Raw genomic sequence first — 23,341 nt, 5'->3', positions numbered from 1 at the left:
CCGTCTCAGCGAGTGGTTTCGGTGAGGCGGCGGCGGACGTAGGTGTCCACCGAGGAGAGCATCGGATCCATGTAGGGATCCTCGAAGAAGTGCCCGGCGCCCTCCATCTCCTCGTGGGTGATGGTGATGCCCTTCTGCTCTTGGAGCTTGCCAACGAGGGTGCGCGTGTCCTTCGGGGGCGCGACGCGGTCCGCCGAGCCGTTGATGATCAGACCCGAGGAGGGGCAGGGGGCGAGGAACGAGAAGTCGTACATGTTCGCCGGCGGAGAGACGGAGATGAATCCGGTGATCTCCGGCCGCCGCATCAGCAGCTGCATGCCGATCCAGGCGCCGAAGGAGAAGCCAGCGACCCAGCAGTGCTTGGCATTGGCGTTCTGCGACTGAAGATAGTCGAGGGCGGAGGCCGCATCCGACAATTCGCCGACGCCCTGATCGTACTCCCCCTGGGACCGGCCGACGCCGCGGAAGTTGAACCGCAGCACGGTGAAGCCCATGCGGTAGAAGGTGTAATGAAGGTTGTATACGACCTTGTTGTTCATGGTGCCCCCGAATTGCGGATGGGGGTGCAGCATGATCGCGATCGGCGCATCCTTCTGCTTCTGGGGGTGGTAGCGGCCTTCGAGCCGTCCTTCGGGTCCGGGGAAGATAACCTCGGGCATCCACACCTCTTATCAGCGGCCACCGCCTCCTCGCACTGGAGGGCGGCGGGGGGCGGCAGGGTCCGCTTGACCGGACACGCGCCGCATTCTAGAATAATTCTAATCTGAAGGCGAACCGCTCAGGGTCCGCCGCCACGGGTCAAAGGCAGTTACGCCCCAGACGGGGCGGCGTCAATGGATCACGGGCGGGGAGCAGGCGCCGGCTTCGGGACTTGAACGGGTCTGGCGGAGAGGCAGGGACTATGAAGCTGAGCACGAAGGGACGATACGCTATGGTCGCGCTGGTCGATCTGGCGCTTGCGTCGGACGAACGGCTTCTGACGCTGTCGGACATCGCCTCGCGTCAGAATATCTCTCTGCCCTACCTTGAGCAGCTCTTCGTCAAGCTGCGCCGGGCCGGTCTCGTGGCGTCGGTGCGGGGGCCGGGGGGCGGCTACAGGCTGGCGCGTCCCGCCGCCGAGATCCGCGTGTCGGAGATACTGGACGCCGTGGACGAGACGGTGAGCGCGCTGCACACGGGCGCCGGCGCAAAGGGCGCGATATCCGGCAGCCGGGCGCAATCCATGACCAATCGGCTTTGGGAAGGACTGTCGGCCCATGTCTACGTCTTCCTGCACCAGGCGCGGCTCTCCGACGTGACGAAAAACGCGCTCGCGCCCTGTCCGGCGGTGCCGAACCTGTTCCAGGTGGTGGACGAGTGAGCCGCATCGGGGGCTCTTGGAGAAAGACGAAGGCGGGCGCGTGACAGGACCCAGGACATATCTCGACTGGAATGCGACGGCCCCCCTGAGGGCCGGGGCGCGTCAGGCCATGCTGGCCGCGATGGATGTCGTCGGCAACCCGTCCTCGGTCCATGCCGAGGGGCGGGCGGCACGCGCCATCGTGGAGCGGGCGCGGGCGCAGGTCGCCGCGGCGTTCGGGGCGGACGGGGCGGATATCGTCTTCACCTCGGGCGCGACTGAGGCGGCAGCGCTGGCGCTCGAGGGACGGAACCTCAGCTCTGCGCTGGTGGAGCACGATGCCGTGGGCGCTTGGACGGACGGGACCCTGCCGGTGGATGCCGCCGGCCGCGTGACGGTCCTCGATGCGGGGCGGACGGCGCTTCAGGCGGCGAACTCGGAGACGGGGATCCTGCAGGATCTGCCGGACGGTATCGCGGTCAGCGACATGACTCAGGCCTTCGGCAAGCTCCCGGTGGCGTTCAACTGGGGCGGCGCATCCATGGCCCTCATTTCGGCGCACAAGATCGGCGGGCCGAAGGGGATCGGCGCGCTGGTGATGCGGCGGGGCACGGAGCTCGCCGCCCGGATCCGCGGTGGCGGCCAGGAGGAAGGTCGGCGCGCGGGGACGGAGAACGTCGCCGCGATCGCGGGCTTCGGCGCGGCTGCCGAAGAGGCGGCGCGGGATCTCGATGCCGATGTCTGGGCCGGGGTGGCGAAACTTAGAGATATTCTAGAAAGCCGGCTGGAAGATGCCGCGACAGATGTTATCTGCGTGGGCAGAGGCGCGCCGCGCCTGCCGAACACGAGCATGTTTCTCGTTCCCGGTTGGCGGGGAGAGACACAGGTCATGCAGATGGACCTCGCCGGGTTCGCCGTATCCGCCGGATCGGCCTGTTCGAGCGGCAAGGTCCGGTCGAGTGGCGTGCTGAGGGCAATGGGATACGACGAGGACGAGGCCGGATGCGCGATCCGTGTCTCCCTCGGACCGGAGACGACGGAAGAGGATGTGCGCCGTTTCGCTGAGGCGTGGACGGCGCGGTACCGCAAATGGCGGGAGAGGGCGGCCTGAGGGCCGCTTCCCCGACGAATGACAGGGATCACACGATGACCGCACCCGATGGAAAGCTGGAGGTTCGCGAGGGCGTCGACCGCGAGACGGTGGAAACCGTCGCGAACATGGGCGCCTACAAGCACGGCTGGAACACCGAAATCGAAATGGATTTCGCGCCGAAGGGTCTGGACGAGAGCATCGTCCGGCTGATCTCCGAGCGCAATGAAGAGCCGGGCTGGATGACGGAATGGCGTCTCGAGGCGTTCGAGCGCTGGCAGACCAAGACCGAGCCGGACTGGGCGATGCTCAACATCACGCCCATCGACTACCAGGAGCAGTATTACTACGCCCGCCCCGCGACCATGCGCGAAAAGCCGAAATCGTTGGACGAAGTGGATCCCAAGCTCCTCGAGACCTATCAGAAGCTCGGGATTCCGCTGAAGGAGCAGGCGATCCTCGCCGGCGTCGAGGGCGCCGAGGACGCTCCGTCCGAGGGGCGCCGCGTGGCCGTCGATGCCGTCTTCGACAGTGTCTCGGTCGGCACGACCTTCAAGGAGGAACTGGCGAAGGCCGGTGTGATCTTCTGCTCGATCTCCGAGGCGATCCGCGAGCACCCCGAACTCGTGAAGAAGTACCTCGGCTCCGTCGTGCCGCAATCGGACAACTACTTCGCCACGCTGAACTCCGCGGTCTTCTCCGACGGCTCGTTCGTCTACGTCCCGCCGGGCGTGCGCTGTCCGATGGAACTCAGCACGTATTTCCGCATCAATGCCGAGAATACCGGCCAGTTCGAGCGGACGCTGATCATCGCCGACAAGGGCTCCTACGTCTCCTATCTCGAAGGGTGCACCGCGCCGCAGAGGGACACCGCCCAGCTTCACGCGGCGGTCGTCGAGATCATCGCCGAGGAGGACGCGGAGGTGAAGTACTCCACCGTCCAGAACTGGTTCCCGGGCGACGAGAACGGCAAGGGCGGCATCTACAACTTCGTCACCAAGCGGGCCGATTGCCGGGGCGACCGCTCCAAGGTGATGTGGACGCAGGTCGAAACCGGCTCGGCGATCACCTGGAAGTACCCGTCGTGCATCCTGCGCGGCAACGAAAGCCAGGGCGAGTTCTATTCCATCGCCATCACGAACAACTGGCAGCAGGCCGATACCGGCACCAAGATGATCCATCTCGGCCGGGATACGCGCTCGCGCATCGTCTCCAAGGGGATCAGCGCCGGCCATGCCCAGAACACCTATCGCGGGCAGGTGGCGATGCACCCCAAGGCCAAGGACAGCCGCAACTACACCCAGTGCGACAGCCTTCTGATCGGCTCCGAATGCGGGGCGCACACGGTGCCGTATATCGAGGTGCGCAACAATTCGAGCCGGGTCGAGCACGAGGCGACCACCTCCAAGGTCGATGACGACCAGCTCTTCTACTGCCGCCAGCGCGGCATGGACGAGGAAGAGGCCGTCGCGCTCGTGGTGAACGGGTTCTGCAAGGAAGTGCTGCAGGCGCTGCCCATGGAATTCGCGATGGAAGCGCAGCAGCTCGTCGCGATCTCGCTCGAGGGGTCCGTGGGCTGATGGCGTTGTTCGGAGGCAGGGAGAGCCGTGACATGCTCGTGACCACCACGCAGACCGTCGAGGGCCGGCCGGTGGCCGAGTATCTCGGCATCGTCACCGGGGAAGCGATCCTCGGCGCGAACATCTTCCGCGATCTCTTCGCCGGGGTGCGGGACATCGTGGGCGGCCGTTCGGGCGCCTACGAGAAGTCCCTGCGCGAGGCCCGGGAGACCGCGCTTGCGGAGATGAAGGAAGAGGCGGAACGCCTCGGCGGCAACGCCGTGATCGGCGTCGATCTCGATTATGAGGTCGTCGGCAAGGAGTCCGGGATGCTGATGGTCAGCGCCTCGGGCACGGCCGTCCGCCTCTAGCGCCACCCGCGCACCATGACAGACAGCGAGGGGGTCCCATGCGCGGGCCGCCTCCCCGACATACGAGGACGACAAAGACATGCTCGATATCAAGAACCTGCACGTGAAGCTCGAGGAAGAGGACAAGGCGATCCTCAAGGGCCTCGATCTGACCGTCGAGACCGGCAAGGTCCACGCCATCATGGGGCCGAACGGCTCCGGCAAATCCACCCTGTCCTACGTGCTTTCGGGCCGGGACGGCTACGAGGTGACGGACGGATCGGCTCAGCTCGAGGGCGAGGACATCCTGGAGCTGGAGCCCGAAGAGCGGGCCGCTGCAGGCCTCTTCCTCGCGTTCCAGTACCCGGTGGAGATCCCCGGCGTAGGCAACATGACGTTCCTGCGCACGGCCTACAATGCCCAGCAGAAGGCTCGCGGCAAGCCCGAGATCAGCGCGGCCGAGTTCCTCAAGCTCATCCGTGAAAAGGCAGCCGAGCTTCAGATCGACGCCGACATGCTGAAGCGGCCCGTCAACATGGGCTTCTCCGGCGGTGAGAAGAAGCGCAACGAGATCCTGCAGATGGCGGTTCTCCAGCCGAAGATGTGCATCCTCGACGAAACCGATTCCGGGCTCGACGTCGACGCGATGCGCCTCGTCGCGGACGGCGTGAACAAGCTGCGGGATGCGGGCCGCTCCTTCCTCGTCATCACGCACTATCAGCGTCTTCTCGATCACATCGTGCCGGACGTGGTGCATATCATGTCGAACGGCCGGATCGTGAAGACAGGTGGTCCGGATCTCGCCCTCGAGGTGGAGAAGAACGGCTACGCCGAGTTCCTGGAGGACGCGTGATGGCATTGCCGCAGGCGAAACAGGACGCGACCGACGCGCGGCTTGCCGCTCTCACGATGCCCTCGGGGGGCGCATGGATCACCCAGACCCGTGAGGCGGCCCGCGCCCGTCTGGCCGATATGGGGCTTCCAGGCCGGCGCGACGAATACTGGCGCTGGACCAATCCCGCGACGCTCAATGCCCCCGAGGCGGGCACTGCGGCGCTTCACGCCGGCGAGTCGGAGATGCTGTTCGGCGAGCATGATCGCCTGACCCTCGTCTTCACCGATGGCGTGCTCGACACGGCGAAATCGGACGATCTGGCGCTCGAGGGCGTCGAGATCGAGACGCTGGAAAGCGCAGGCGCGGCGGATATCCACTGGGCGCGGGACGTCTACGGCCAGCTCGAGGCGGTCGGACAAAGCCCGGTGGCGCGGCCCTTCGCGGTGCTGAACACGGCCTATGCGACGAGCGGCCTCGTGATCCGAGCGACCGGCAAGGCGGCGAAGCCCATCCACATCCACCACGCCCGGTCCGAGGCGGGGGCCGACACGATGGTGCGCCTCGCCGTGCGCGTCGAGAGCGGCGCCGAGCTGACCATCCTGGAGGACGGACCGGCGGCGGCGCGGATGAACATGGTGATGGAAGTGGACGTGGCCTCCACCGGTGCCTTCCACCATGTCCGTGCGCAGGGCAGGGCGCCCGAGCGGCGGGCGATCACCCATGTCTTCGCGCGGCTGGGGCAGGAGAGCACCTTCAAGTCGTTCACCCTGACCGCGAATGGCGCGCTCACCCGCAACGAGGCGGTGATCGAGTTCACCGGGGATGACGCGGCTGCCCATGTCGCCGGCGCCTGCCTCGGGGACGGCAAGGATTTCCACCACGACGACACCGTCTTCGTCACCCACGGCGCCGAGCGCTGCGAGAGCCGTCAGGTCTTCAAGAAGGTGCTGCGCAACGGCGCGACCGGCATCTTCCAGGGCAAGATCCTCGTCCGCGAGGGGGCTCAGAAGACGGATGGCTACCAGATCAGCCAGTCGCTCCTTCTGGACGAGGACAGCACCTTCCTCGCGAAGCCGGAACTGGAAATCTATGCCGACGACGTCGTCTGCTCGCACGGTTCGACATCGGGCGCCATCGACGAGGAAGGCAAGTTCTACCTTCGCTCGCGGGGGATCCCGGAGGACGAGGCGACGGACCTGATGACCATCGCGTTCATCGCCGAGGCCATCGAGGAGATCGAGGACAGCTCCCTCGGCGAGCAGATGCTGGCGCGTCTCGAGGACTGGCTGGCCCGGCGCCGGGGCGACTGACCATGGGCGTCGCCGCCGACATGCTCGCAAGCTGGCGCGCGCCGCGGGCCGTGTTCCGGCGGCGCCTCTCCGCGGGGCAGCGGGAGGATCGCGCCGCGGCCGTCCTTCTGCTGGCCTGCGCGCTTCTGTTCGTGTCGTCCTGGCCGATCCTGGCCCGCGCGGCACATCTCGATCCGGACGGACCGCCGCTCGACATGCGCCTCGGGGGCGCGCTCCTCGGCTGGGTCTGCCTCGCGCCGCTGGTCTTCTATGCGGTTGCCGGTGTGTCCCACCTTGTCGCGTTGCCCTTCGGCGGGCGGGGTAGTTTCTACGCCGCGCGCCTTGCGCTCTTCTGGTCTCTCCTCGCCGCAGCGCCTCTTTGGCTCCTCCACGGTCTTGCCGCCGGGCTTGCCGGGCCCGGACCGATCCTCACAGTTGTCGCCTCGGTCGCAACGCTCGCTTTTTTCGCGATCTGGGGCGCCTGTCTCTGGGAAGCGGAGCGGGGACGGGGCAGGGTGGCCGCATGAGCGACAGAGAACTCCCGTCCGTCCCAGCCCTCCTCGGCCTCTCCCTGCGCGATCCGAAAGCGACCGTCGCGGTCATCCGTGCGCTCCGGATTCCGCTGCATGCGGCATGGATGGCGCTCGCGCTGTCCGTCATCCTCGGCACGATTCTGGCGTCGATCTCGGCCGGCATTCCGACGACGGATCTGCCTGAAGACGCCGAGTACGCCGCGATCCTGATGCTCTTCGGCAACCCCATGATCCTCGCGGCCATGCAAGGCGGGCTTCTCGCCCTCGGGACAGTGTTCCTGCACAAGGTCGCCGAGCGGATGGGCGGACGGGGGGAGTTGGCGGATGCCGTCGCGATCTCCGCCTGGCTTCAGTTCGTTCTCGTCTGCATCCAAGCGCTCCAGACGCTGCTTCTGCCGATCGCTCCCGGCCTCTCCGGACTCCTCGGCCTCGCCGCCGTCCTGATCTTCTTCTGGCTGCTCGCCCAGTTCGGAACCGCGCTCTACGGGTTCGGCTCCCCGTGGCTCGTCCTCGGCGGGGCGATGACCGCGCTGCTGTTCCTCGCGGTCGGGATGGCGATCCTCTACGCGATTCTCATTCTCTTCATCGGGGGCGTTCCCGCATGACCTACGACGTGGGCGCGATCCGCGCCGACTTTCCGATCCTCTCCCGCGAGGTGAATGGAAAGCCGCTCGTCTACCTGGACAACGGAGCTTCGGCGCAGAAGCCGCAGGCCGTGATCGATGCGGTAACTCGCGGATACGCTGAAGAATATTCCAACGTTCACAGAGGTTTGCACTACCTTTCTAATGTTGCGACCGACAAGTACGAAAGTGTGCGCGGCAAGATCGCGCGCTTTCTGAACGCGCCCTCGGAAGACGAGATCATCTTCACCACCGGGACGACGATGGGGATCAATCTCGTCGCGTATTCCTGGGCCATGCCACGCATGGAGGCGGGGGACGAGATCGTCCTGTCGGTGATGGAGCACCATGCCAACATCGTTCCCTGGCACTTCCTGCGCGAGCGTCAGGGCGTCGTCATCAAGTGGGTCGACGTGGACGATAGCGGCGCGCTCGATCCGCAGGCCGTGATCGATGCGATCGGTCCGAAGACCAAGCTCGTCGCCGTCACGCACATGTCCAACGTCCTCGGCACGGTGGTGGACGTCGAAGCCATCGTCGAGGGGGCGCATGAGGCCGGCGTGCCAGTCCTCGTGGATGGCAGTCAGGCTGCGGTGCATCGCCCGGTCGACGTTGCCGCGATCGGCGCTGACTTCTATCTTTTCACCGGCCACAAGCTCTACGCGCCGTCCGGCTCCGGCGGGATGCATGTCCGCCCCGAACGGCTCGCCGAGATGCGCCCGTTCCTTGGGGGTGGCGACATGATCCGCGAGGTCCACAAGGACGAGGTGATCTACGCGGATCCGCCGATGCTGTTCGAGGCGGGCACCCCCTCCATCGTGGCCCAGATCGGCCTCGGTGCGGCCATCGATTACGTCTCCGCCATCGGCATGGAGAACATCGCCGCGTGGGAAGCCGAGCTCGCGCGCTATGCGCGGGAGAAGCTGACGGGGCTGAACTGGCTGCATATCCAGGGGCAGGCTCCGGGCAAGGGCGCTATCTTCTCCTTCACGCTCGACGGCGCCGCCCATCCGCATGACATCGCGACCGTTCTGGACAAGAAAGGCGTCGCCGTCCGAGCGGGTCACCATTGCGCGGGCCCCCTGATGGACAGGCTCGGTGTCAGCGCCACCTGCCGTGCGTCTTTCGGGATGTACAACACTAAGGCGGAGGTCGACACGCTGGTGGACGCTCTGGAACTCTGCCACGACCTCTTCGCCTGAAGCGGGCGCCGGCGCCGACGTGAAGAGCGACGGCGCCTGCGGCGAGGGCAGGGCTTGGATCAATGCGGTGTGGAGATGCTGAGGCTCAAGCGGGCTGACCCCGGGTATCACGTCGCTGCACGGGGAGGCGCTTTGGCGCGCCGACCGGACGGGATCATGTCAGGAAATGGTGCACCCGATAGGATTCGAACCTATGGCCTCTGCCTTCGGAGGGCAGCGCTCTATCCAGCTGAGCTACGGGTGCCTTGGGGCGTCTCCTACTGGATGCGGACACCCTTCGCAAGCGTAAGATCGGAGGGCCTCCTGCGGCGTCAACGCGGGGCGTCGGCGCCCCCTCGGCTGGCCGAATAGCGGCGCCGGAGCTCTGCCTTCTGGACCTTTCCCATGGTGTTGCGTGGCAGCTCGTCGACGACCTCGTAGCCCCGCGGCTGCTTGTAGCGCGCGAGGGTCTCGCCGAGCCGTGCCGCGATGGCGTCCAGATCCGGGGTGGCGCCCGGTGCGGGCACGATGATGGCGAGCGGCACCTCGCCCAGATCAGCGTCGGGACAGCCGATGACGGCGCTTTCCAGAACGCCCTCCATCTCGTCCAGCACCTCTTCGATTTCCTTGGGGTAGACGTTGTATCCCCCCGAGATCACGAGGTCCTTGTCCCGGCCGACGATCGTGAGGTAGCCGTCCTCGTCCAGCCTGCCGAGATCGCCGGTGATGAAGAACCCGTCCGGGCGGAACTCGGCGGCCGTCTTCTCGGGCATGTTCCAATAGCCTTGGAAAACGTTCGGTCCGCGTACCTCGACAATGCCCGTCTCGCCCTGCGGCACGGGCGCGCCGCTCTCCCGGTCGACAACGCGCAGCTCGACGCCGGGCAGGGGGCGGCCGACCGTGCCTGGCTTTCGCGCGCCCTCGTAGGGGTTGGAGACGGACATGTTCGTCTCCGTCATGCCGTAGCGCTCCAGGATGCGGTGCCCCGTGCGGGCCTCGAAGTCCCGATGCGTCTCGGACAGGAGCGGCGCGGAGCCGGAGATGAAGAGACGCATCCCCCCAGCGACCTCCGCCGTGAAGCCCGGATCGGCCAGAAGGCGGGTATAGAAGGTCGGCACGCCCATGAGCGCGGTCGCCTCGGGCATCCAGCGGATCAGCTCGGCTGTGTCGAGTTTCGGCAGGAGCACCATGGCGCCGCCGGCGGCGAGGGTGACGTTCGTGGCGACGAAGAGGCCGTGGGTGTGAAAGATCGGCAGCGCATGAAGCAGCGTGTCGGCCTCGGTGAACCGCCAGTGCTCCCGGAGCGTCAGGGCGTTGGACGCGAGGTTGGCATGGGTCAGCATCGCACCCTTGCTGCGCCCCGTGGTGCCGGAGGTGTAGAGAAAGGCGGCGAGGTCGTCGTCCGTCCGGGGCTCGGCGCCGGGGAAGGCGGCGGCACTCTCGGCCAGATCTGCCAGGGTTCCGGCGCCCGCCGCGTCCAGCGTCAGGAGCCGCGCACCCGAAGCTTCGCAGACGGGGGCGAGCGTCTCCTCGGAGGAGGGATCGCAGACGAGGATACGCGCGGCGCTGTCCTCGACGAAGTAGGAGACCTCGGCCGCCGTGTACCCGGTATTGAGCGGCAGGTAGATCAGCCCGGTGCGCACGCAGGCGGCATAGAGCGCAAGGGCGTCCGCTGACTTGGCAGCCTGCACCGCGACGCGGTCTCCCGGCGCGAGCCCTGCCTGCCGCAGCGCGCCTGCAAGGCGGGCCGAGTGGCCGAGGAACTCCGCGTAGGAGATCGTCCGTCCGTCCGGCAGGTGGAGGAAGGTCGACTCCGAACCCTCATGCGGGGCGAAAAGCGTATCCCAGAGGGCGTTTCCTGTCAGCGCGGTCATCCAGGGGGGTGCTCCTTCGCTCGTCATTCCGCCCCCTTCTTCCATGGAACGGAACGGTCTGTCCATCAGCGGGGGCGGGTGGGAGGTGGGCGTGCGCGACCGCTCTGCCGTCCACCCCGGTCGGACATGTTCTCTCGAGGCGACATGCGATACACCGTCCACCGTTCATGCCGCGTGGGAGATGTCGATGGTGGACTCTGTGAGGGTCGGAATTGAAGCGCTGGAGGCACGGGTCCAGGGGATCCTCGAGATCTGCGGGGTCGCGCCGATGCCCGCAGGGGCCGTAGCGCGGGTCATCGTGGCGGGGGAGCGGGATGGCTGCGCCTCGCACGGCCTGCACCGGCTCGAACAATGCCTTCAGGTCCTGAAGGCCGGGCAGGTCGAGCCGGAGGCCGAGCCGCGCCTCGCCGCCGGCGAGGGGCCGATCCTCAGGGTCGATGCCGGCGGCGGCTTTGCGCCCGCGGCATGGGAGCTGGCTCGCCCCGCCCTGATCGCGCGGACGCGAGAGTTGGGTCTGGCGGCGCTTGCGATCACCGATTGCCTGCATTTCGCGGCGCTCTGGCCGGAGGTCGAGGATCTCGCGCGGGCCGGGCTCGCGTCGATCTCGATGTGTCCGAGCTATGCCACCGTGGCGCCGTTCGGCGGCACCGAACCGCTTCTCGGCACCAACCCCTTCGCCTTCGGCTGGCCCCGACCGGACGCAGATCCCTACGTGTTCGACTTCGCCACCAGCGTCGCCGCGCGCGGTGAGGTCGAACTGCACCGCAAGGCCGGAACGGAGCTGCCCGAGGGCTGGGCCGTCGACAGGGCAGGCGCCCCGACGAGAGATCCGCAAGCGGCGCTCGACGGGGCGCTCCTGACCTTCGGGGCGCACAAGGGAACGGCGATCTCGGCGATGATCGAGCTTTTGGCCGGCGCGATGCTGGGGGACAGGATGAGCGTCGAGGCGCGGGACTTCGCCGGCGGCGCAGCGCTGCCGCCGCGCCATGGCGCGCTGATCCTCGCCTTCGATCCCGGCACCTTCGCCGCCGGCTCCGGCCGCGATCCGGGCCAGGAGGGGGAACGCCTGATCGAAGCGCTCGGCGGACAGACCGGCCGCCTTCCGTCGCAGCGCCGCTACGCTGCCCGGACAATCTCGAAGGCGGACGGCATCGGCTTGAGCGCGGACCAGATGGCGACCCTGGACCGGCTGTCCGAAGGCGGACTGGATGCCGTGAGGGCGCCGGGCTGACGCGCGCAGGTATAAGCGCAGCTTCAGGATCGGATCAGGAAAAATAACTTAAACCGATGGGATCGATCGGTTAGGAACGCGCCCGTAACGACGCTCGGACCAATCGGGACCGCGCCGGAACCGTCGTCCCGCCCCGCTCCGCGGCGCCCTTTCCGGGGGGCCGGACGGGGAGCGGGACGGCCCCGGCCCCCGAGACCGCAGCCGACACGACGACAGCCACGGGAGACCGACATGGACGGAAACGACGCACAACGAGCTGGCGGATGCCCCGTCATCCATACGCCGAAGCAGACGGGACGCGGCAATCGCGAATGGTGGCCCGAACAGCTCAACCTCAAGATCCTGCACCAGCATTCCGACCTGTCCAATCCCATGGATCCGGACTTCGACTATGCCGAGGCCTTCAAGGCGCTCGACCTCGATGCCGTGAAGCAGGATCTCACTGCGCTGATGACGGATACCCAGCCCTGGTGGCCGGCCGACTGGGGCCATTACGGGCCCTTCATCATCCGCATGGCCTGGCATTCCGCGGGCACCTATCGCATCGGTGATGGCCGGGGCGGCGCGACGAGCGGCTCCCAGCGGTTCGCCCCGCTGAACTCCTGGCCGGACAATGCCAACCTCGACAAGGCCCGGCGCCTGCTCTGGCCGGTGAAGAAGAAGTACGGCCGGGCGATCTCTTGGGCGGATCTCATGATCCTCGCCGGGAACGTCGCGCTCGAAAGCATGGGCTTCAAGACGTTCGGGTATTCGGGCGGGCGTGCCGACGTGCACGAGCCGGGCGAAGACATCTACTGGGGCTCCGAGGAGGAATGGCTCGCCACCTCCGACAAGCCGAACAGCCGCTATTCCGAAGGCCGCGCGCTGGAGAACCCGCTGGCCGCAGTCCAGATGGGCCTGATCTACGTCAATCCCGAGGGGCCGGACGGCACGCCCGATCCCATGGCCTCCGCGCAGGACATCCGCGAGACGTTCGGCCGCATGGCGATGAACGACGAGGAGACCGTCGCGCTGATCGCCGGCGGGCATACCTTCGGCAAGACCCACGGCGCCGGCAGCCCCGACGACATAGATTTCGAGCCAGAGGGCGCGGACATCACCGAGCAGGGCTTCGGCTGGAAGCACAAGCACGGGCTGCACGGCAATGACACCTTCACCTCCGGCCTCGAGGTCATCTGGTCGACGAAACCTACCGAGTGGAGCAACGAGTACTTCCGCATCCTCTTCGACTACGAGTGGGAACTGACCAAGAGCCCGGCCGGCGCCAATCAGTGGACGCCGAAGGGGGGTGAGGGGGAGGGGACCGTTCCCGATCCGCACGAGCCCGGCAAGAGACGCACGCCGAACATGCTAACGACGGACCTCGCCCTGCGCGTCGATCCCACGTATGAGAAGATCTCCCGTCGGTTCTACGAGAACCCCGAGGAGTTCGCCGATGCCTTCGCCCGCGCCTGGTTCAAGCTGACCCACCGCGACATGGGCCCCAAGGTCCGCTACATCGGCAAGGAGGTCCCGGATGAGGACCTGATCTGGCAGGATCCGCTGCCGAAGGCGGACTACGATCAGATCGATGCCTCCGATGTCGCGGCGCTGAAGGAGACCATTCTCGGCTCCGGCCTTTCGGTGGCTGACCTGGTCTACACCGCGTGGTCCTCGGCCTCCGTCTTCCGCGGCTCGGACCGTCGGGGCGGGGCGAACGGGGCGCGCATCCGGCTCGCGCCGCAGAAGGACTGGGAGGTCAACCAGCCGGCCCGGCTCGGCAAGGTTCTGGGCACCCTCGAAGGCATCAAGTCGGACTTCGACGCGGTGAGCGCGCCGAAGAAGGTGTCGCTGGCGGACCTCATCGTCCTCGGCGGCAGCGCGGCGGTGGAGAAGGCGGCGAAGGACGCTGGCCACTCCATCGAGGTGCCCTTCGCGCCCGGCCGGACGGATGCGACCCAGGAGCAGACGGACGCCGCCTCCTTCGACGCGATGGAGCCGCATGCGGATGCGTTCCGCAACTATGTCCACGCCCAGATCACCGTTCCCACCGAGAAGATCATGGTGGACCGGGCGCAGCTCCTGACCCTGACGGCGCCCGAGATGACCGTCCTGATCGGTGGCCTGCGCGTTCTTGGCGCGACCTACGGGGATCAGCCCCACGGGGTCTTCACGACCCGGAAGGGGCAGCTCACCAACGACTTCTTCGTCAACCTGCTCGACATGGACGTCGCATGGAAGAAGTCGGAGGCAAACGAGCACGTTTACGAGGGCCGGGACCGCGCGAGCGATGAGCTGAAATGGACCGCGAGCCGCGTCGACCTCGTCTTCGGCTCCAATTCGCAGCTCCGGAGCCTGTCGGAAGTCTACGCCGCCGACGACGCCGGCGAGAAGTTCGCCCGCGATTTCGTCGCCGCCTGGACAAAGGTCATGAACGCCGATCGCTTCGACCTGGCCTGACGGTCCCGCCTCCGCAAGAGGGGCCATGACATGAGAAAGCCCGGAGCGATGCAGGTCGCCCCGGGCTTTTTCGTCGGTTGGGTGGCGGTGTCGGCGTTCTGTTGAAAACTCCGGGATCGACAGGTCCCGTAGATACTGAGCCTCGAATTTCCGAAGCACCGTCATGGCTGTCGAGTGTTCAGCGAACGCGAACCGCAGTCAGTGTCTTCCGGGTTACGGCAGCTCGCCACGTCAAGCAATTCCGACCCAACCGCTGCGCATTTCTGACTCGGACCGGACCAAGGGCACGGGGGGACGAAGGTCCAGTATGCGGGCCGAAGCGGACATTGATGGCAAACATCCTAATGATCGCTTCACATCTCGCGCCAAAAACGTCTGTTTCTAGCTCACTCAAAAATTTGGTATTCGAATATGCCATTTATCCTTCAAAAAAGACGCAACCATGGCGTTCAACCCCATTCGTGTTTCATATCCAGTTCCTGCGCGAACGAAACAGTTCCATCCGACTCGACCACAATGGTTAGGCACTTAGAACCATCGTCGATCCCGAAAATATAGCGACATCGAGCTTGCCGTGCCGCCTCTTCGTTGCTGCGCACACCAACGGAAAAGCCTTCGGAGCCAAATTCTCCGCGCTCTGGCCAATCCATATCTACGCGATCAGTTTCTAGAAGGTCCTGGTATCCAGCTGCCGTTGAAAAGTAATGGCGGACGGCCATGTGAACTGACATTCGATTTGGAGCGATTTCCCATACTGCAACGGAGTGATGCATCGCAATGACCTGTGCGCTATCACGATCAATTCGATACTCCCCATGAAACTCCATAATTCGCTGAGCGATATCGTCAAATATCTCTTTCCATAAGGGCCAGTTTTCTTCAATTGTGGATGGAGCTGCGAATATAGCGAGCGCTACAGAAGCTCCTTGCATACTCTTCCAAATTCCGGCAGGCCAATCGGCACCTAGTCCGGCGTTCCCATCTAATATCATTATTCCCGGAGGCGGAACTCTGACGAGTTCAAGGAATGCTTCGTTTGATTGATCGTCGGGTCCGTAAACGTTTGTCGTCGTCAAAAGCTGCATAAGTCCGACTTTCAGTTGTTTGCGAGGAAGAATTTGGAGAAAAGGTCGTCGGCAGTTCTGCGTATTGTAGCGTAAGAAATTAAAATCGAAAAGCTGACATCGGTCTATGCCGAAGCATCGATGTGCATTGAATCGAAGCCGACCTTCGCTGCGTGGGGCACGGACGACAGCTCCTCCTTTGCGCACGCGATCTGGGTCAGTGACATGACAGGACAGTCACTTTTGTCTGGTACCTGACAAGGGCGGACACGGGTGGACGATCAAGTCCAGAATGCAGCGCCTGAGCACATCGGACGCCGCATGAAAAAAACACCCCCGCGATCTCTCGCGGGGGGCTCTCGTCTTGGCCGATCCCCGAAGGCGGGGATCCGGGGGTTACTGCCAGGAGGCGACCAGATCGTCGTAGGGGATGGTCTGGGGCTCCTCGTCCTCGTTTTCGAGCGCGGGCTTGGGGGCGCCGGGCTGCTCGAGCCAGTATTCGGCCGTCTCGGGCTCGTTGAGTGCGGGGCCGAGGTCCCCCTGAACGCCGGCGCGCTCGAGACGCTCCATTACGTCCTCCATGTCGGAGCAGAGCGTGTCGAGGGCTTCCTGCGAGGTCTTGGCGCCGGACATGGCGTCACCGATGTTCTGCCACCACAGCTGCGCGAGCTTGGGGTAGTCGGGAACGTTCGTGCCGGTGGGCGACCAGCGCACGCGGTCGGGGGAGCGATAGAACTCGACGAGACCGCCGAGGTTCGGCGCACGCTCGGTGAAGTGCTCCGAGTTGATCGTGCTGTCCCGGATGAAGGTCAGACCGACGTCGGCCTTCTTCACGTCGACCGTCTTGGAGGTGACGAACTGCGCGTAGAGCCAGGCGGCCTTGGCGCGGTCGTCGGGCGTCGAGTCGAGGATCGTCCAGGAGCCCACGTCCTGATAGCCGACCTTCATGCCCTCTTCCCAGTAGACGCCGTGGGGCGAGGGGGCGAGGCGCCATTTCGGCGTGCCGTCCTCGTTCATCACCGCCGGGCTGTCGACGAGCGGGGCGACGAAGGTGGTGTAGAGGAACATCTGCTGAGCGATGTTGCCCTGTCCCGGGACCGGGCCGGCCTCGGAGAAGGTCATGCCGGCGGCGGCGGGCGGCGAGTAGTCCTGAAGCCACTGGATCGCCTTGTCGACGGCATAGACGGCGGCGGGGGAGTTGGTTGCGCCGCCGCGGTCCATGCAGGCGCCGACGGGCTGGGAGTTCTCGTTCACCCGGATGCCCCATTCGTCCACCGGCAGGCCGTTCGGCTCACCCTTGTCGCCCATGCCGGCCATCGACATCCACGCATCGGTGTAGCGCCAGCCGAGGGAGGGGTCCTTCTTGCCGTAATCCATGTTGCCATAGATCTCGTCGTCGATCCCCATGTGGCTGAGGTCGCGCCCGGTGAAGAACTCCGCGATGTCCTCATAGGCCGCCCAGTTGACCGGAACGCCGAGCTCGTAGCCGTACTCCTCCTGGAAGTCCGTCTTGTTCTTCTCGTCGTTGAACCAATCGTAGCGGAACCAGTACAGGTTCGCGAACTGCTGATCCGGAAGCTGGTAGAGGTTGCCGTCCGGCCCGGTGGTGAACTGGGTGCCGATGAAGTCGTCGAGATCGAGGGTGGGCGAGGTCACGTCAGCGCCGGTCCCGGCCATCCATTCGGTGAGGTTGCGCGCCTGGCCGTAGCGCCAGTGGGTGCCGATCAGGTCCGAGTCGTTGACGAACGCATCGTAGACGTTCTGCCCGGACTGCATTTGCACCTGGAGCCGCTCGACCACGTCGCCCTCGCCGATCAGGTCGTGCGTGACGTTGATCCCCGTGATCGCGGAGAAGGCCGGGGCCAGCACTTGGGCTTCGTATTCATGCGTCGTGATGGTCTCGGAGACGACGTTGATGTCCATCCCCTGGAACTGTTCCGCGGCGTCGATGAACCACTGCATCTCCGCTTCCTGCTCCTCGCGGGACAGGGTGGTGACGCCGTCGATCTCGGTGTCGAGGAATTCCATTGCCGCGTCCATGTCGGCGAAGGCCGGGGCCGAGAGCAGCCCCAGCGCCGCCGCGAGCGCGGTGGTCGATCTGAGTGAGACGTTCATGTTGGTCCTCCCTGGGTGAACGTATGGTGAGCGTTGGTCTTGGTCTTGGGTTCGCCCTTTCAGACGAACCGGAATATGCCTGCCGCAACGACAAGACATACGATCAGCGCGATCCACTGGGGGCCCAAGGCCAGTCCCAGCCACGCGAGATTGATGAAGCCCGACGCAAGAAGGGCGATGAAGAGCCGGTCTCCCCGCGTCGTCTCGATGCCGAGCACGCCCCGGCGGGGCGTCTCGGGGTAGCGGATGGCGAGGATGGAAAGCGCGACCAGAAGTCCCGCCACCAGCCAGAAGAAGAGCGCCGTCGGCAGGACCCATGCCATCCAGCCACCGGGGCTCAGGCTGTCAGTCCAGGCGATGGCGCTGTCCTCGCCGCTCGCGCCCATGGCGACGACGAGGATAAAGATACCGGCCGCGAGCCATGGCAGGACGAGCCCTGCGAAGAGGCCCTTGTGGCCGCGGGAGACGGGGGACGTGGCGGCCATGTCAGCTGTCCTTCTTGCGATAGATGCGGCCACCGCCGGCCTTCGTCCCGGTATCCTCGATGCCGGGGACATCGCCGCGACGCACAAGACGGAGGAAGGCATTGCCCTTGGCAACCTTCCGCCCGATCGGCAGCGCATCCCAGCCGTTGCCGTAGAGGTCCGGAAAGTGGAACTCGCCCTCAGGCTGCTGCTTTGCCTTGCGAACAAGGGTCTCGATCTCGTCGCCGGTCATCACACCCTCCCCAGGGCGAAGCCCTTGGCGATGTAGTTGCGCACGAAGTAGATCACGAGTGCGCCCGGGATGATCGTCAGGACGCCGGCGGCAGCGAGGACGCCCCAGTCGATGCCGGCGGCGCCGACGGTCCGCGTCATCGTGGCGGCGATCGGCTTGGCGTTCACGCTCGTCAGGGTGCGCGACAGGAGCAGCTCCACCCAGGAGAACATGAAGCAGAAGAACGCCGCGACGCCGATCCCGGAGGAGATGAGCGGCATGAAGATCTTCACGAAGAACCGCCCGAAGGAGAACCCGTCGATATAGGCCGTCTCGTCTATTTCCTTTGGCACACCGCGCATGAAGCCTTCGAGAATCCAGACCGCGAGCGGCACGTTGAAGAGGCAGTGCGCCAGCGCCACGGCGATGTGCGTGTCGAAAAGGCCGACCGAGGAATAGAGCTGGAAGAAGGGCAGGGCGAAGACCGCAGGCGGCGCCATCCGGTTCGTCAGCAGCCAGAAGAACAGGTGCTTGTCCCCGAGGAAATTGTAGCGGGAGAAGGCATAGGCCGCCGGCAGCGCCACGGTGATCGAGATGACCGTGTTCATCACCACGTAGATCAGCGAGTTCACGTAGCCCATGTACCAGGACGGATCTGTGAGGATGGTCTCGTAATTGGCCAGCGTCAGGTTCTGCGGCACGAGGGAGAAGCTGCCGAGGATCTCGGCATTGGTCTTCAGGCTCATGTTGAGCAGCCAGTAGATCGGCACCAGCAGGAACAGAAGATAGAGCGTCATCACCACGGCGGAGCCGCTGAAGCGGGAGCCGCGCCGAAGCTTGGTGTTCGCGTCCTCGGGGGACAGATCGCCGGGCAGGTGGGCGGCGCCGGGCGCGGCTGCGGTCTCACTGCTCATCACGCGCCTCCTTCTTTATCGGCATTGGTCATGACGATGTAGAACACGTAGGAAATCACCATGATCACGAGGAAATACATGAGCGAGAAGGCGGCGGCGGGTCCGAGGTCGAACTGCCCGAGCGCCATCTTCACGAGGTCGATGGAGAGGAACGTGGTCGCGTTGCCCGGTCCGCCGCCCGTGAGCACGAACGGCTCGGTGTAGATCTTGAAGCTGTCCATGAAGCGCAGGAGGATCGCGATGGTCAGAACCCCCTTCATCTTCGGCAGCTCGATGTAGCGAAAGACGGCCCAGCGGCTGGCCTGATCGATCTTCGCGGCCTGGTAATAGGCGTTCGGGATCGATTGCAGGCCGGCATAGGCCAGAAGCGCGACGAGCGAGGTCCAGTGCCAGACATCCATGACGATGACGGTGGCCCAGGCGGCGTAGAAGCCTTGCGTGTAGTTGTAGTCGACCCCGAGCGCATCGAGCGTGTAGCCGAGGAGGCCGATATCCACGCGGCCGAAGATCTGCCAGATCGTGCCCACCACGTTCCAGGGAATGAGGAGTGGCAGGGACATCAGGACGAGACAGAAGGACGCCCAGAAGCCTTTCTTCGGCATGTTGAGCGCGATGAAGATGCCGAGCGGCACCTCGATGGCAAGGATGATGCCGGAAAAGACGATCTGCCGGCCGAGCGCATTCCACATCCGCTCCGAATGGATCATGTCCTCGAACCAGGCGAGCCCGGCCCAGAAGAACTGATTGTTCCCGAACGTGTCCTGCACCGAGTAGTTGACCACGGTCATGAGCGGGATCACCGCCGAGAACGCGACGAGGATCAGCACGGGCAGGACGAGGAACCAGGCTTTCTGATTGTCCGTCTTCATCAGGCGGCCTCCCTGCCTGCGCCGAGCGGCGCTTCGCCGCCCTCGGGCACCACGCGCCAGTCGTTCTCGTAGACGTTCACCCCGCCGGGGGCGAAGGCGATATGCGTACCGCCGTCCGGGACTGGGGCGCCTTCGCCGACGATGGCGGCCACCTGCGTTCCGCCGGCATCGAGCCGGACGATCTTGTGCCGCCCGACATCCTCGACGCGGGTGACGCGGGCGGGAATGCCGGTCTGTCCCAGGCGGATGTATTCGGGACGCACACCGATCTTCGTCGCGCCCGAGCCGGGCGTGTAGCCTGCGCTCAGATCGATCTCGGCACCGCCGATCCGGGCCGTTCGGCCCTGAACCTCGGCGTCGAAGAGGTTCATCCCCGGCGAGCCGATGAAGTACCCGACGAAGGTATGCGCGGGCCGCTCGAAAAGCTCGTCCGGCGTTCCGATCTGCACCACCCGCCCGTCATACATCACGACGACCTTGTCGGCGAAGGTCAGCGCCTCGGTCTGGTCGTGGGTGACGTAGATCATGGTATGGCCGAACTCGTGGTGCAGCTTCTTCAGCTGTGTCCGCAGCTCCCATTTCATGTGCGGGTCGATCACCGTCAGTGGCTCGTCGAACAGCAGGGCATTGACGTCGTCCCGCACCATCCCGCGGCCGAGGCTGATCTTCTGCTTGGCATCCGCGGTCAGCCCGGAGGCACGGCGATCGAGTACGTCCGTCATATCGATCATGCGGCCGATGCGCTCGACCCGCGCGTTGATCTCGGAGGTTGGAAGTCCCCGGTTCTTGAGGGGAAAGGCGAGGTTCTCGCGCATGGTCATGGTGTCGTAGACCACCGGGAACTGGAACACTTGGGCGATGTTGCGATCCGCGGTCGACAGGTGGGTCACGTCCTTGCCGTCGAAGAGCACCCGGCCGTGCGAGGGGATGAGAAGGCCCGAAATGATGTTCAGAAGCGTGGACTTGCCGCAACCCGAGGGGCCGAGAAGCGCGTAGGCCTCACCGTCCGCCCAGTCGTGGTTCAGCTCCTGAAGCGCGAAGTCCTCGGGCGATGTGGGGGTTTCGAGGTAGGAATGGGCGAGGCCCTGAAGGGTGATCTTGGCCATTACGCGGCCTCCGCATAGGGGGCGGGCTGTACGAGACGGCCGCTCTCGCCGAAGAGATAGACATGGCGCGGATGCAGGTGGACGCGCAGGGGCTGGTCCGGCTCGAGATGCCGGACGCCGTGGACGAGGCCGACCCAGCGCTGTCCCTCGTGGTCGAGATGGACGAAGGTTTCGGAGCCCGTGATCTCCGTCACGATCAGCGTCGTGTCGAAGGTCAGCGCGTCCTCCCCGCCTTCGAGGCTGAGGTGGTTGGGCCGGAACCCCACCTTGTACGTGCCGTCCGCCAGATCGCCGCCAAGCGCCGCGGCCGGAACCTCCGTCGTCTTGCCGAACCGGAGCATGCCGCCCCGCTTCTCGACATCCACGAAGTTCATCGGGGGATCCGAGAAGACCCGCGCCGTCGTCGCATCCACGGGGCGGCGATAGACCGACGGGGTGGGCCCGAACTGCGTCACGCGGCCTTCCCAGAGCGTCGCGCAGTGCCCGCCGAGGAGCAGCGCTTCCTCGGGTTCGGTCGTGGCGTAAACGAAAATGGAGCCGGAGCGTTCGAAGATCTTCGGAATTTCAGCCCTCAGCTCCTCGCGCAGCTTGTAGTCGAGGTTCGCCAGAGGCTCGTCGAGCAGGACGAGGCCCGCATTTTTCACGAGCGCGCGCGCCAGGGCGCAGCGCTGCTGCTGCCCGCCCGACAACTCGAGCGGCTTCCGGTCGATTTGTGGGGTGAGCTGCATCAGCTCCGCGGCCTCCCGCACCCGGCGGTCGATCTCGTCCTTGTCCAGCTTGAGAAGGCGCAAGGGGGAGGCGATGTTGTCGTAGACGCTCATCGACGGGTAGTTGATGAATTGCTGGTACACCATCGCCACCTTGCGATCCTGTACCCTCTGGCCCGTCACATCTTCACCCTTCCAAAGGATGCGGCCCGTCGTCGGCTGATCCAGCCCCGCCATGAGGCGCATCAGGGATGTCTTGCCGGACAACGTCGGGCCGAGGAGCACATTCATCGTTCCGGGGCTCAGGGTAAGGTCCGTCTTGTGGATGTGCGTCGCCCCGCCGACGACCTTGGAGACGTTCTCGAGCGTCAGGCTCATATGGCCCTCCAGGGTGCGGCCGCACGCAGCAAGAAACGGCGCCGCAGGGGCGCGCGCTTGCCGTCAACGGCGGCCGGATTTGGTGTGAACTCCTCCCGAACGGTCATCGGCCCTCCCAAGCCTCACGGTCTCGGCAACGCTAGCGGGGCGCTCTCGATACGGCAAGTTCTAACTTTCGCCAATGTTCGTTTGACGCTGCGATACGCAAAAAATGTCCGCGTTGATGTTCGCTGATGTGCGTTTATGGCGCATTTTTGCGGCGAAACTCACTTTTTATGTCTTCTGCCGGGCGCCCGGGGACGTATAACCGTCTCGCGCGTCCCGACCCGAACCGGTGAACCCATCGATGTCCCAGACGATCCGACACCCCGAGATTCTCGAAATTGCCCGCCGCGACGGGAAGGTGACGGTGGACGCTCTCGCGCAGCATTTCGGCGTGACCTTCCAGACCATCAGGCGGGATCTGGCGGACCTTGCCGAAACCGGGCGGCTGGAGCGGGTGCATGGCGGGGCGGTCCTGCCGTCCGGCGTCACCAATATCGGTTACGAGGATCGCCGCGGCCTGCATGCGGGCGCAAAGGGCGCGATCGCCGCCGCCTGCGCCGCAGCGATCCCGAACGACTGCTCGGTATTTCTGAGCATCGGCACGAGCACGGAGGCGGTGGCCTCCCGGATGCTCGCGCACCGCAACATCCTCGCCGTGACGAACAACATCAACGTCGCCGCACTTCTCGAGAAGAACCCCGATTGCCAGATCGTCGTGGCGGGTGGAACGCTGCGGCGTTCCGATGGCGGGCTGGTCGGAGATCTCACCACGCGGACCATCCGGCATTTCAAGTTCGACGTCGCCGTGATCGGCTGCTCGGCCCTCGACGACGAGGGGGACGTCCTCGATTTCGACATGCAGGAGGTCGGTGTGACGCGCACCATCATAGACCAGGCGCGGCGCATCCTGCTTGTCGCCGATCATTCGAAGTTCCTGCGCAAGGCGCCCGTCCGCGTCGCGACGCTGGCTGACCTCGATGCGTTCTTCACCGACCGCGCGTTGCCGGAGGCGTTCCTCCGCCGCTGCGCGGAGCACTCCGTCGACGTGCATGTCGCGGGCGAGGGGACGGTCTTGGACTGACCGGGGTCTGGCAAACGGCAAAC

22 protein-coding genes and 1 tRNA gene are annotated in these 23,341 nt (G+C 65.5%); 12 read left to right on the top strand and 11 right to left on the bottom strand.

Annotation, left to right across the window (positions count from 1 at the left end):
- Positions 1 to 5: 5 nt before the first annotated feature.
- A complete protein-coding gene (locus DQG15_RS02560) occupies positions 6 to 659 on the bottom strand; it encodes an alpha/beta hydrolase (RefSeq protein WP_116082490.1) in 654 nt (217 codons plus the stop codon).
- A 242-nt stretch (positions 660 to 901) separates the two neighbouring features.
- Here DQG15_RS02560 and DQG15_RS02555 point away from each other — a divergent pair, with 242 nt between their 5' ends.
- The 9 genes from DQG15_RS02555 to DQG15_RS02515 all read left to right on the top strand — a co-directional run bounded on the left by DQG15_RS02555 (position 902) and on the right by DQG15_RS02515 (position 8,820).
- Complete coding sequence (locus DQG15_RS02555) at positions 902 to 1,360, top strand: Rrf2 family transcriptional regulator (protein WP_116082489.1); 459 nt, start codon at positions 902 to 904, stop codon at positions 1,358 to 1,360.
- A 40-nt stretch (positions 1,361 to 1,400) separates the two neighbouring features.
- On the top strand, positions 1,401 to 2,450 hold the full coding sequence (locus DQG15_RS02550; protein ID WP_232830679.1) for a cysteine desulfurase family protein: 1,050 nt from the start codon (positions 1,401 to 1,403) through the stop codon (positions 2,448 to 2,450).
- 35 nt (positions 2,451 to 2,485) lie between these two features.
- The gene (sufB, locus tag DQG15_RS02545; protein WP_116082487.1) at positions 2,486 to 4,009 is read left to right on the top strand and encodes a Fe-S cluster assembly protein SufB; all 1,524 of its coding nucleotides are present in this window, start codon (positions 2,486 to 2,488) and stop codon (positions 4,007 to 4,009) included.
- Positions 4,010 to 4,041: 32 nt separating this feature from the next.
- A complete protein-coding gene (locus tag DQG15_RS02540; protein WP_116082485.1) occupies positions 4,042 to 4,359 on the top strand; it encodes a heavy metal-binding domain-containing protein in 318 nt (105 codons plus the stop codon).
- A 79-nt stretch (positions 4,360 to 4,438) separates the two neighbouring features.
- Positions 4,439 to 5,191, top strand: coding sequence for a Fe-S cluster assembly ATPase SufC (gene sufC, locus DQG15_RS02535; protein ID WP_116082483.1), 753 nt, complete (start codon positions 4,439 to 4,441; stop codon positions 5,189 to 5,191).
- Positions 5,191 to 6,483, top strand: coding sequence for a SufD family Fe-S cluster assembly protein (locus DQG15_RS02530; RefSeq protein ID WP_116082482.1), 1,293 nt, complete (start codon positions 5,191 to 5,193; stop codon positions 6,481 to 6,483). Before sufC ends, DQG15_RS02530 begins: the two co-directional genes overlap by 1 nt.
- Positions 6,484 to 6,485: 2 nt before the next feature.
- Complete coding sequence (locus tag DQG15_RS02525; protein WP_116082480.1) at positions 6,486 to 6,989, top strand: YIP1 family protein; 504 nt, start codon at positions 6,486 to 6,488, stop codon at positions 6,987 to 6,989.
- A complete protein-coding gene (locus DQG15_RS02520; protein WP_116082479.1) occupies positions 6,986 to 7,600 on the top strand; it encodes a Yip1 family protein in 615 nt (204 codons plus the stop codon). The genes DQG15_RS02525 and DQG15_RS02520 overlap by 4 nt, the downstream gene beginning before the upstream one ends.
- Positions 7,597 to 8,820, top strand: a complete 1,224-nt coding sequence (locus tag DQG15_RS02515) for a cysteine desulfurase (protein ID WP_116082476.1) — start codon at positions 7,597 to 7,599, stop codon at positions 8,818 to 8,820. Before DQG15_RS02520 ends, DQG15_RS02515 begins: the two co-directional genes overlap by 4 nt.
- Positions 8,821 to 8,987: 167 nt before the next feature.
- Here the strand turns inward: DQG15_RS02515 and DQG15_RS02510 are convergent.
- Both DQG15_RS02510 and DQG15_RS02505 read right to left on the bottom strand, forming a co-directional pair.
- A tRNA-Arg gene (locus DQG15_RS02510) sits at positions 8,988 to 9,064 on the bottom strand.
- Positions 9,065 to 9,131: 67 nt separating this feature from the next.
- Positions 9,132 to 10,673 carry a malonyl-CoA synthase gene (locus DQG15_RS02505; protein WP_116082474.1) on the bottom strand — a complete coding sequence of 514 codons (1,542 nt, stop codon included), beginning with the start codon at positions 10,671 to 10,673 and terminating at the stop codon, positions 9,132 to 9,134.
- A gap of 43 nt (positions 10,674 to 10,716) precedes the next feature.
- On the opposite strand from DQG15_RS02505, the gene DQG15_RS02500 reads away from it, so the two are divergent.
- Both DQG15_RS02500 and katG read left to right on the top strand, forming a co-directional pair.
- A complete protein-coding gene (locus DQG15_RS02500) occupies positions 10,717 to 11,904 on the top strand; it encodes an Ldh family oxidoreductase (protein ID WP_232830678.1) in 1,188 nt (395 codons plus the stop codon).
- Between the two features lie 231 nt (positions 11,905 to 12,135).
- Complete coding sequence (gene katG, locus DQG15_RS02495; RefSeq protein ID WP_116082470.1) at positions 12,136 to 14,343, top strand: catalase/peroxidase HPI; 2,208 nt, start codon at positions 12,136 to 12,138, stop codon at positions 14,341 to 14,343.
- Positions 14,344 to 14,792: 449 nt separating this feature from the next.
- On the opposite strand, the gene DQG15_RS18060 is transcribed toward katG, so the two are convergent.
- The 8 genes from DQG15_RS18060 to DQG15_RS02460 form a co-directional block, all read right to left on the bottom strand.
- A complete protein-coding gene (locus tag DQG15_RS18060; protein WP_157968872.1) occupies positions 14,793 to 15,428 on the bottom strand; it encodes a hypothetical protein in 636 nt (211 codons plus the stop codon).
- A 375-nt stretch (positions 15,429 to 15,803) separates the two neighbouring features.
- A complete protein-coding gene (locus DQG15_RS02490) occupies positions 15,804 to 17,522 on the bottom strand; it encodes an ABC transporter substrate-binding protein (protein ID WP_116082469.1) in 1,719 nt (572 codons plus the stop codon).
- 59 nt (positions 17,523 to 17,581) lie between these two features.
- Entirely contained in the window at positions 17,582 to 18,007 is a 426-nt protein-coding gene (locus tag DQG15_RS02485) for a DUF2160 domain-containing protein (RefSeq protein ID WP_370454154.1), read from the bottom strand.
- Between the two features lies 1 nt (position 18,008).
- Complete coding sequence (locus DQG15_RS02480; RefSeq protein WP_116082467.1) at positions 18,009 to 18,239, bottom strand: DUF1413 domain-containing protein; 231 nt, start codon at positions 18,237 to 18,239, stop codon at positions 18,009 to 18,011.
- Complete coding sequence (locus DQG15_RS02475; RefSeq protein ID WP_116082465.1) at positions 18,239 to 19,132, bottom strand: carbohydrate ABC transporter permease; 894 nt, start codon at positions 19,130 to 19,132, stop codon at positions 18,239 to 18,241. Before DQG15_RS02475 ends, DQG15_RS02480 begins: the two co-directional genes overlap by 1 nt.
- Positions 19,132 to 20,004, bottom strand: a complete 873-nt coding sequence (locus DQG15_RS02470; RefSeq protein ID WP_116082464.1) for a carbohydrate ABC transporter permease — start codon at positions 20,002 to 20,004, stop codon at positions 19,132 to 19,134. Before DQG15_RS02470 ends, DQG15_RS02475 begins: the two co-directional genes overlap by 1 nt.
- Positions 20,001 to 21,107: an ABC transporter ATP-binding protein gene (locus DQG15_RS02465; protein ID WP_116082462.1), complete on the bottom strand. Its 1,107-nt coding sequence runs from the start codon at positions 21,105 to 21,107 to the stop codon at positions 20,001 to 20,003. Before DQG15_RS02465 ends, DQG15_RS02470 begins: the two co-directional genes overlap by 4 nt.
- Positions 21,107 to 22,192, bottom strand: coding sequence for an ABC transporter ATP-binding protein (locus DQG15_RS02460; RefSeq protein WP_116082461.1), 1,086 nt, complete (start codon positions 22,190 to 22,192; stop codon positions 21,107 to 21,109). The genes DQG15_RS02465 and DQG15_RS02460 overlap by 1 nt, the downstream gene beginning before the upstream one ends.
- Positions 22,193 to 22,538: 346 nt before the next feature.
- Between DQG15_RS02460 and DQG15_RS02455 the strand changes: the two genes are divergently transcribed.
- Complete coding sequence (locus tag DQG15_RS02455; RefSeq protein WP_116082459.1) at positions 22,539 to 23,318, top strand: DeoR/GlpR family DNA-binding transcription regulator; 780 nt, start codon at positions 22,539 to 22,541, stop codon at positions 23,316 to 23,318.
- Positions 23,319 to 23,341: the final 23 nt, after the last annotated feature.

The sequence above is a fragment of the Tropicimonas sp. IMCC34011 genome (genome assembly GCF_003390865.1).
In the GTDB taxonomy this organism is placed as follows: domain Bacteria; phylum Pseudomonadota; class Alphaproteobacteria; order Rhodobacterales; family Rhodobacteraceae; genus Tropicimonas_B.
The sequence above is the reverse complement of the archived record's forward strand: the minus strand, read 5'-3'. Positions and strand labels throughout refer to the sequence as shown.

What these genes read in the sequence shown, in the direction of transcription:
- DQG15_RS02560 (WP_116082490.1), bottom strand. Translation starts at nt 659, where the DNA reads ATGCCCGAGGTTATCTTCCCCGGACCCGAAGGACGGCTCGAAGGCCGC.
- DQG15_RS02555 (WP_116082489.1), top strand. Translation starts at nt 902, where the DNA reads ATGAAGCTGAGCACGAAGGGACGATACGCTATGGTCGCGCTGGTCGAT.
- sufB (WP_116082487.1), top strand. Translation starts at nt 2,486, where the DNA reads ATGACCGCACCCGATGGAAAGCTGGAGGTTCGCGAGGGCGTCGACCGC.
- DQG15_RS02540 (WP_116082485.1), top strand. Translation starts at nt 4,042, where the DNA reads ATGCTCGTGACCACCACGCAGACCGTCGAGGGCCGGCCGGTGGCCGAG.
- sufC (WP_116082483.1), top strand. Translation starts at nt 4,439, where the DNA reads ATGCTCGATATCAAGAACCTGCACGTGAAGCTCGAGGAAGAGGACAAG.
- DQG15_RS02530 (WP_116082482.1), top strand. Translation starts at nt 5,191, where the DNA reads ATGGCATTGCCGCAGGCGAAACAGGACGCGACCGACGCGCGGCTTGCC.
- DQG15_RS02525 (WP_116082480.1), top strand. Translation starts at nt 6,486, where the DNA reads ATGGGCGTCGCCGCCGACATGCTCGCAAGCTGGCGCGCGCCGCGGGCC.
- DQG15_RS02520 (WP_116082479.1), top strand. Translation starts at nt 6,986, where the DNA reads ATGAGCGACAGAGAACTCCCGTCCGTCCCAGCCCTCCTCGGCCTCTCC.
- DQG15_RS02515 (WP_116082476.1), top strand. Translation starts at nt 7,597, where the DNA reads ATGACCTACGACGTGGGCGCGATCCGCGCCGACTTTCCGATCCTCTCC.
- DQG15_RS02505 (WP_116082474.1), bottom strand. Translation starts at nt 10,673, where the DNA reads ATGACCGCGCTGACAGGAAACGCCCTCTGGGATACGCTTTTCGCCCCG.
- DQG15_RS02500 (WP_232830678.1), top strand. Translation starts at nt 10,717, where the DNA reads ATGGAACGGAACGGTCTGTCCATCAGCGGGGGCGGGTGGGAGGTGGGC.
- katG (WP_116082470.1), top strand. Translation starts at nt 12,136, where the DNA reads ATGGACGGAAACGACGCACAACGAGCTGGCGGATGCCCCGTCATCCAT.
- DQG15_RS18060 (WP_157968872.1), bottom strand. Translation starts at nt 15,428, where the DNA reads ATGCAGCTTTTGACGACGACAAACGTTTACGGACCCGACGATCAATCA.
- DQG15_RS02490 (WP_116082469.1), bottom strand. Translation starts at nt 17,522, where the DNA reads ATGAACGTCTCACTCAGATCGACCACCGCGCTCGCGGCGGCGCTGGGG.
- DQG15_RS02485 (WP_370454154.1), bottom strand. Translation starts at nt 18,007, where the DNA reads ATGGCCGCCACGTCCCCCGTCTCCCGCGGCCACAAGGGCCTCTTCGCA.
- DQG15_RS02480 (WP_116082467.1), bottom strand. Translation starts at nt 18,239, where the DNA reads ATGACCGGCGACGAGATCGAGACCCTTGTTCGCAAGGCAAAGCAGCAG.
- DQG15_RS02475 (WP_116082465.1), bottom strand. Translation starts at nt 19,132, where the DNA reads ATGAGCAGTGAGACCGCAGCCGCGCCCGGCGCCGCCCACCTGCCCGGC.
- DQG15_RS02465 (WP_116082462.1), bottom strand. Translation starts at nt 21,107, where the DNA reads ATGGCCAAGATCACCCTTCAGGGCCTCGCCCATTCCTACCTCGAAACC.
- DQG15_RS02460 (WP_116082461.1), bottom strand. Translation starts at nt 22,192, where the DNA reads ATGAGCCTGACGCTCGAGAACGTCTCCAAGGTCGTCGGCGGGGCGACG.
- DQG15_RS02455 (WP_116082459.1), top strand. Translation starts at nt 22,539, where the DNA reads ATGTCCCAGACGATCCGACACCCCGAGATTCTCGAAATTGCCCGCCGC.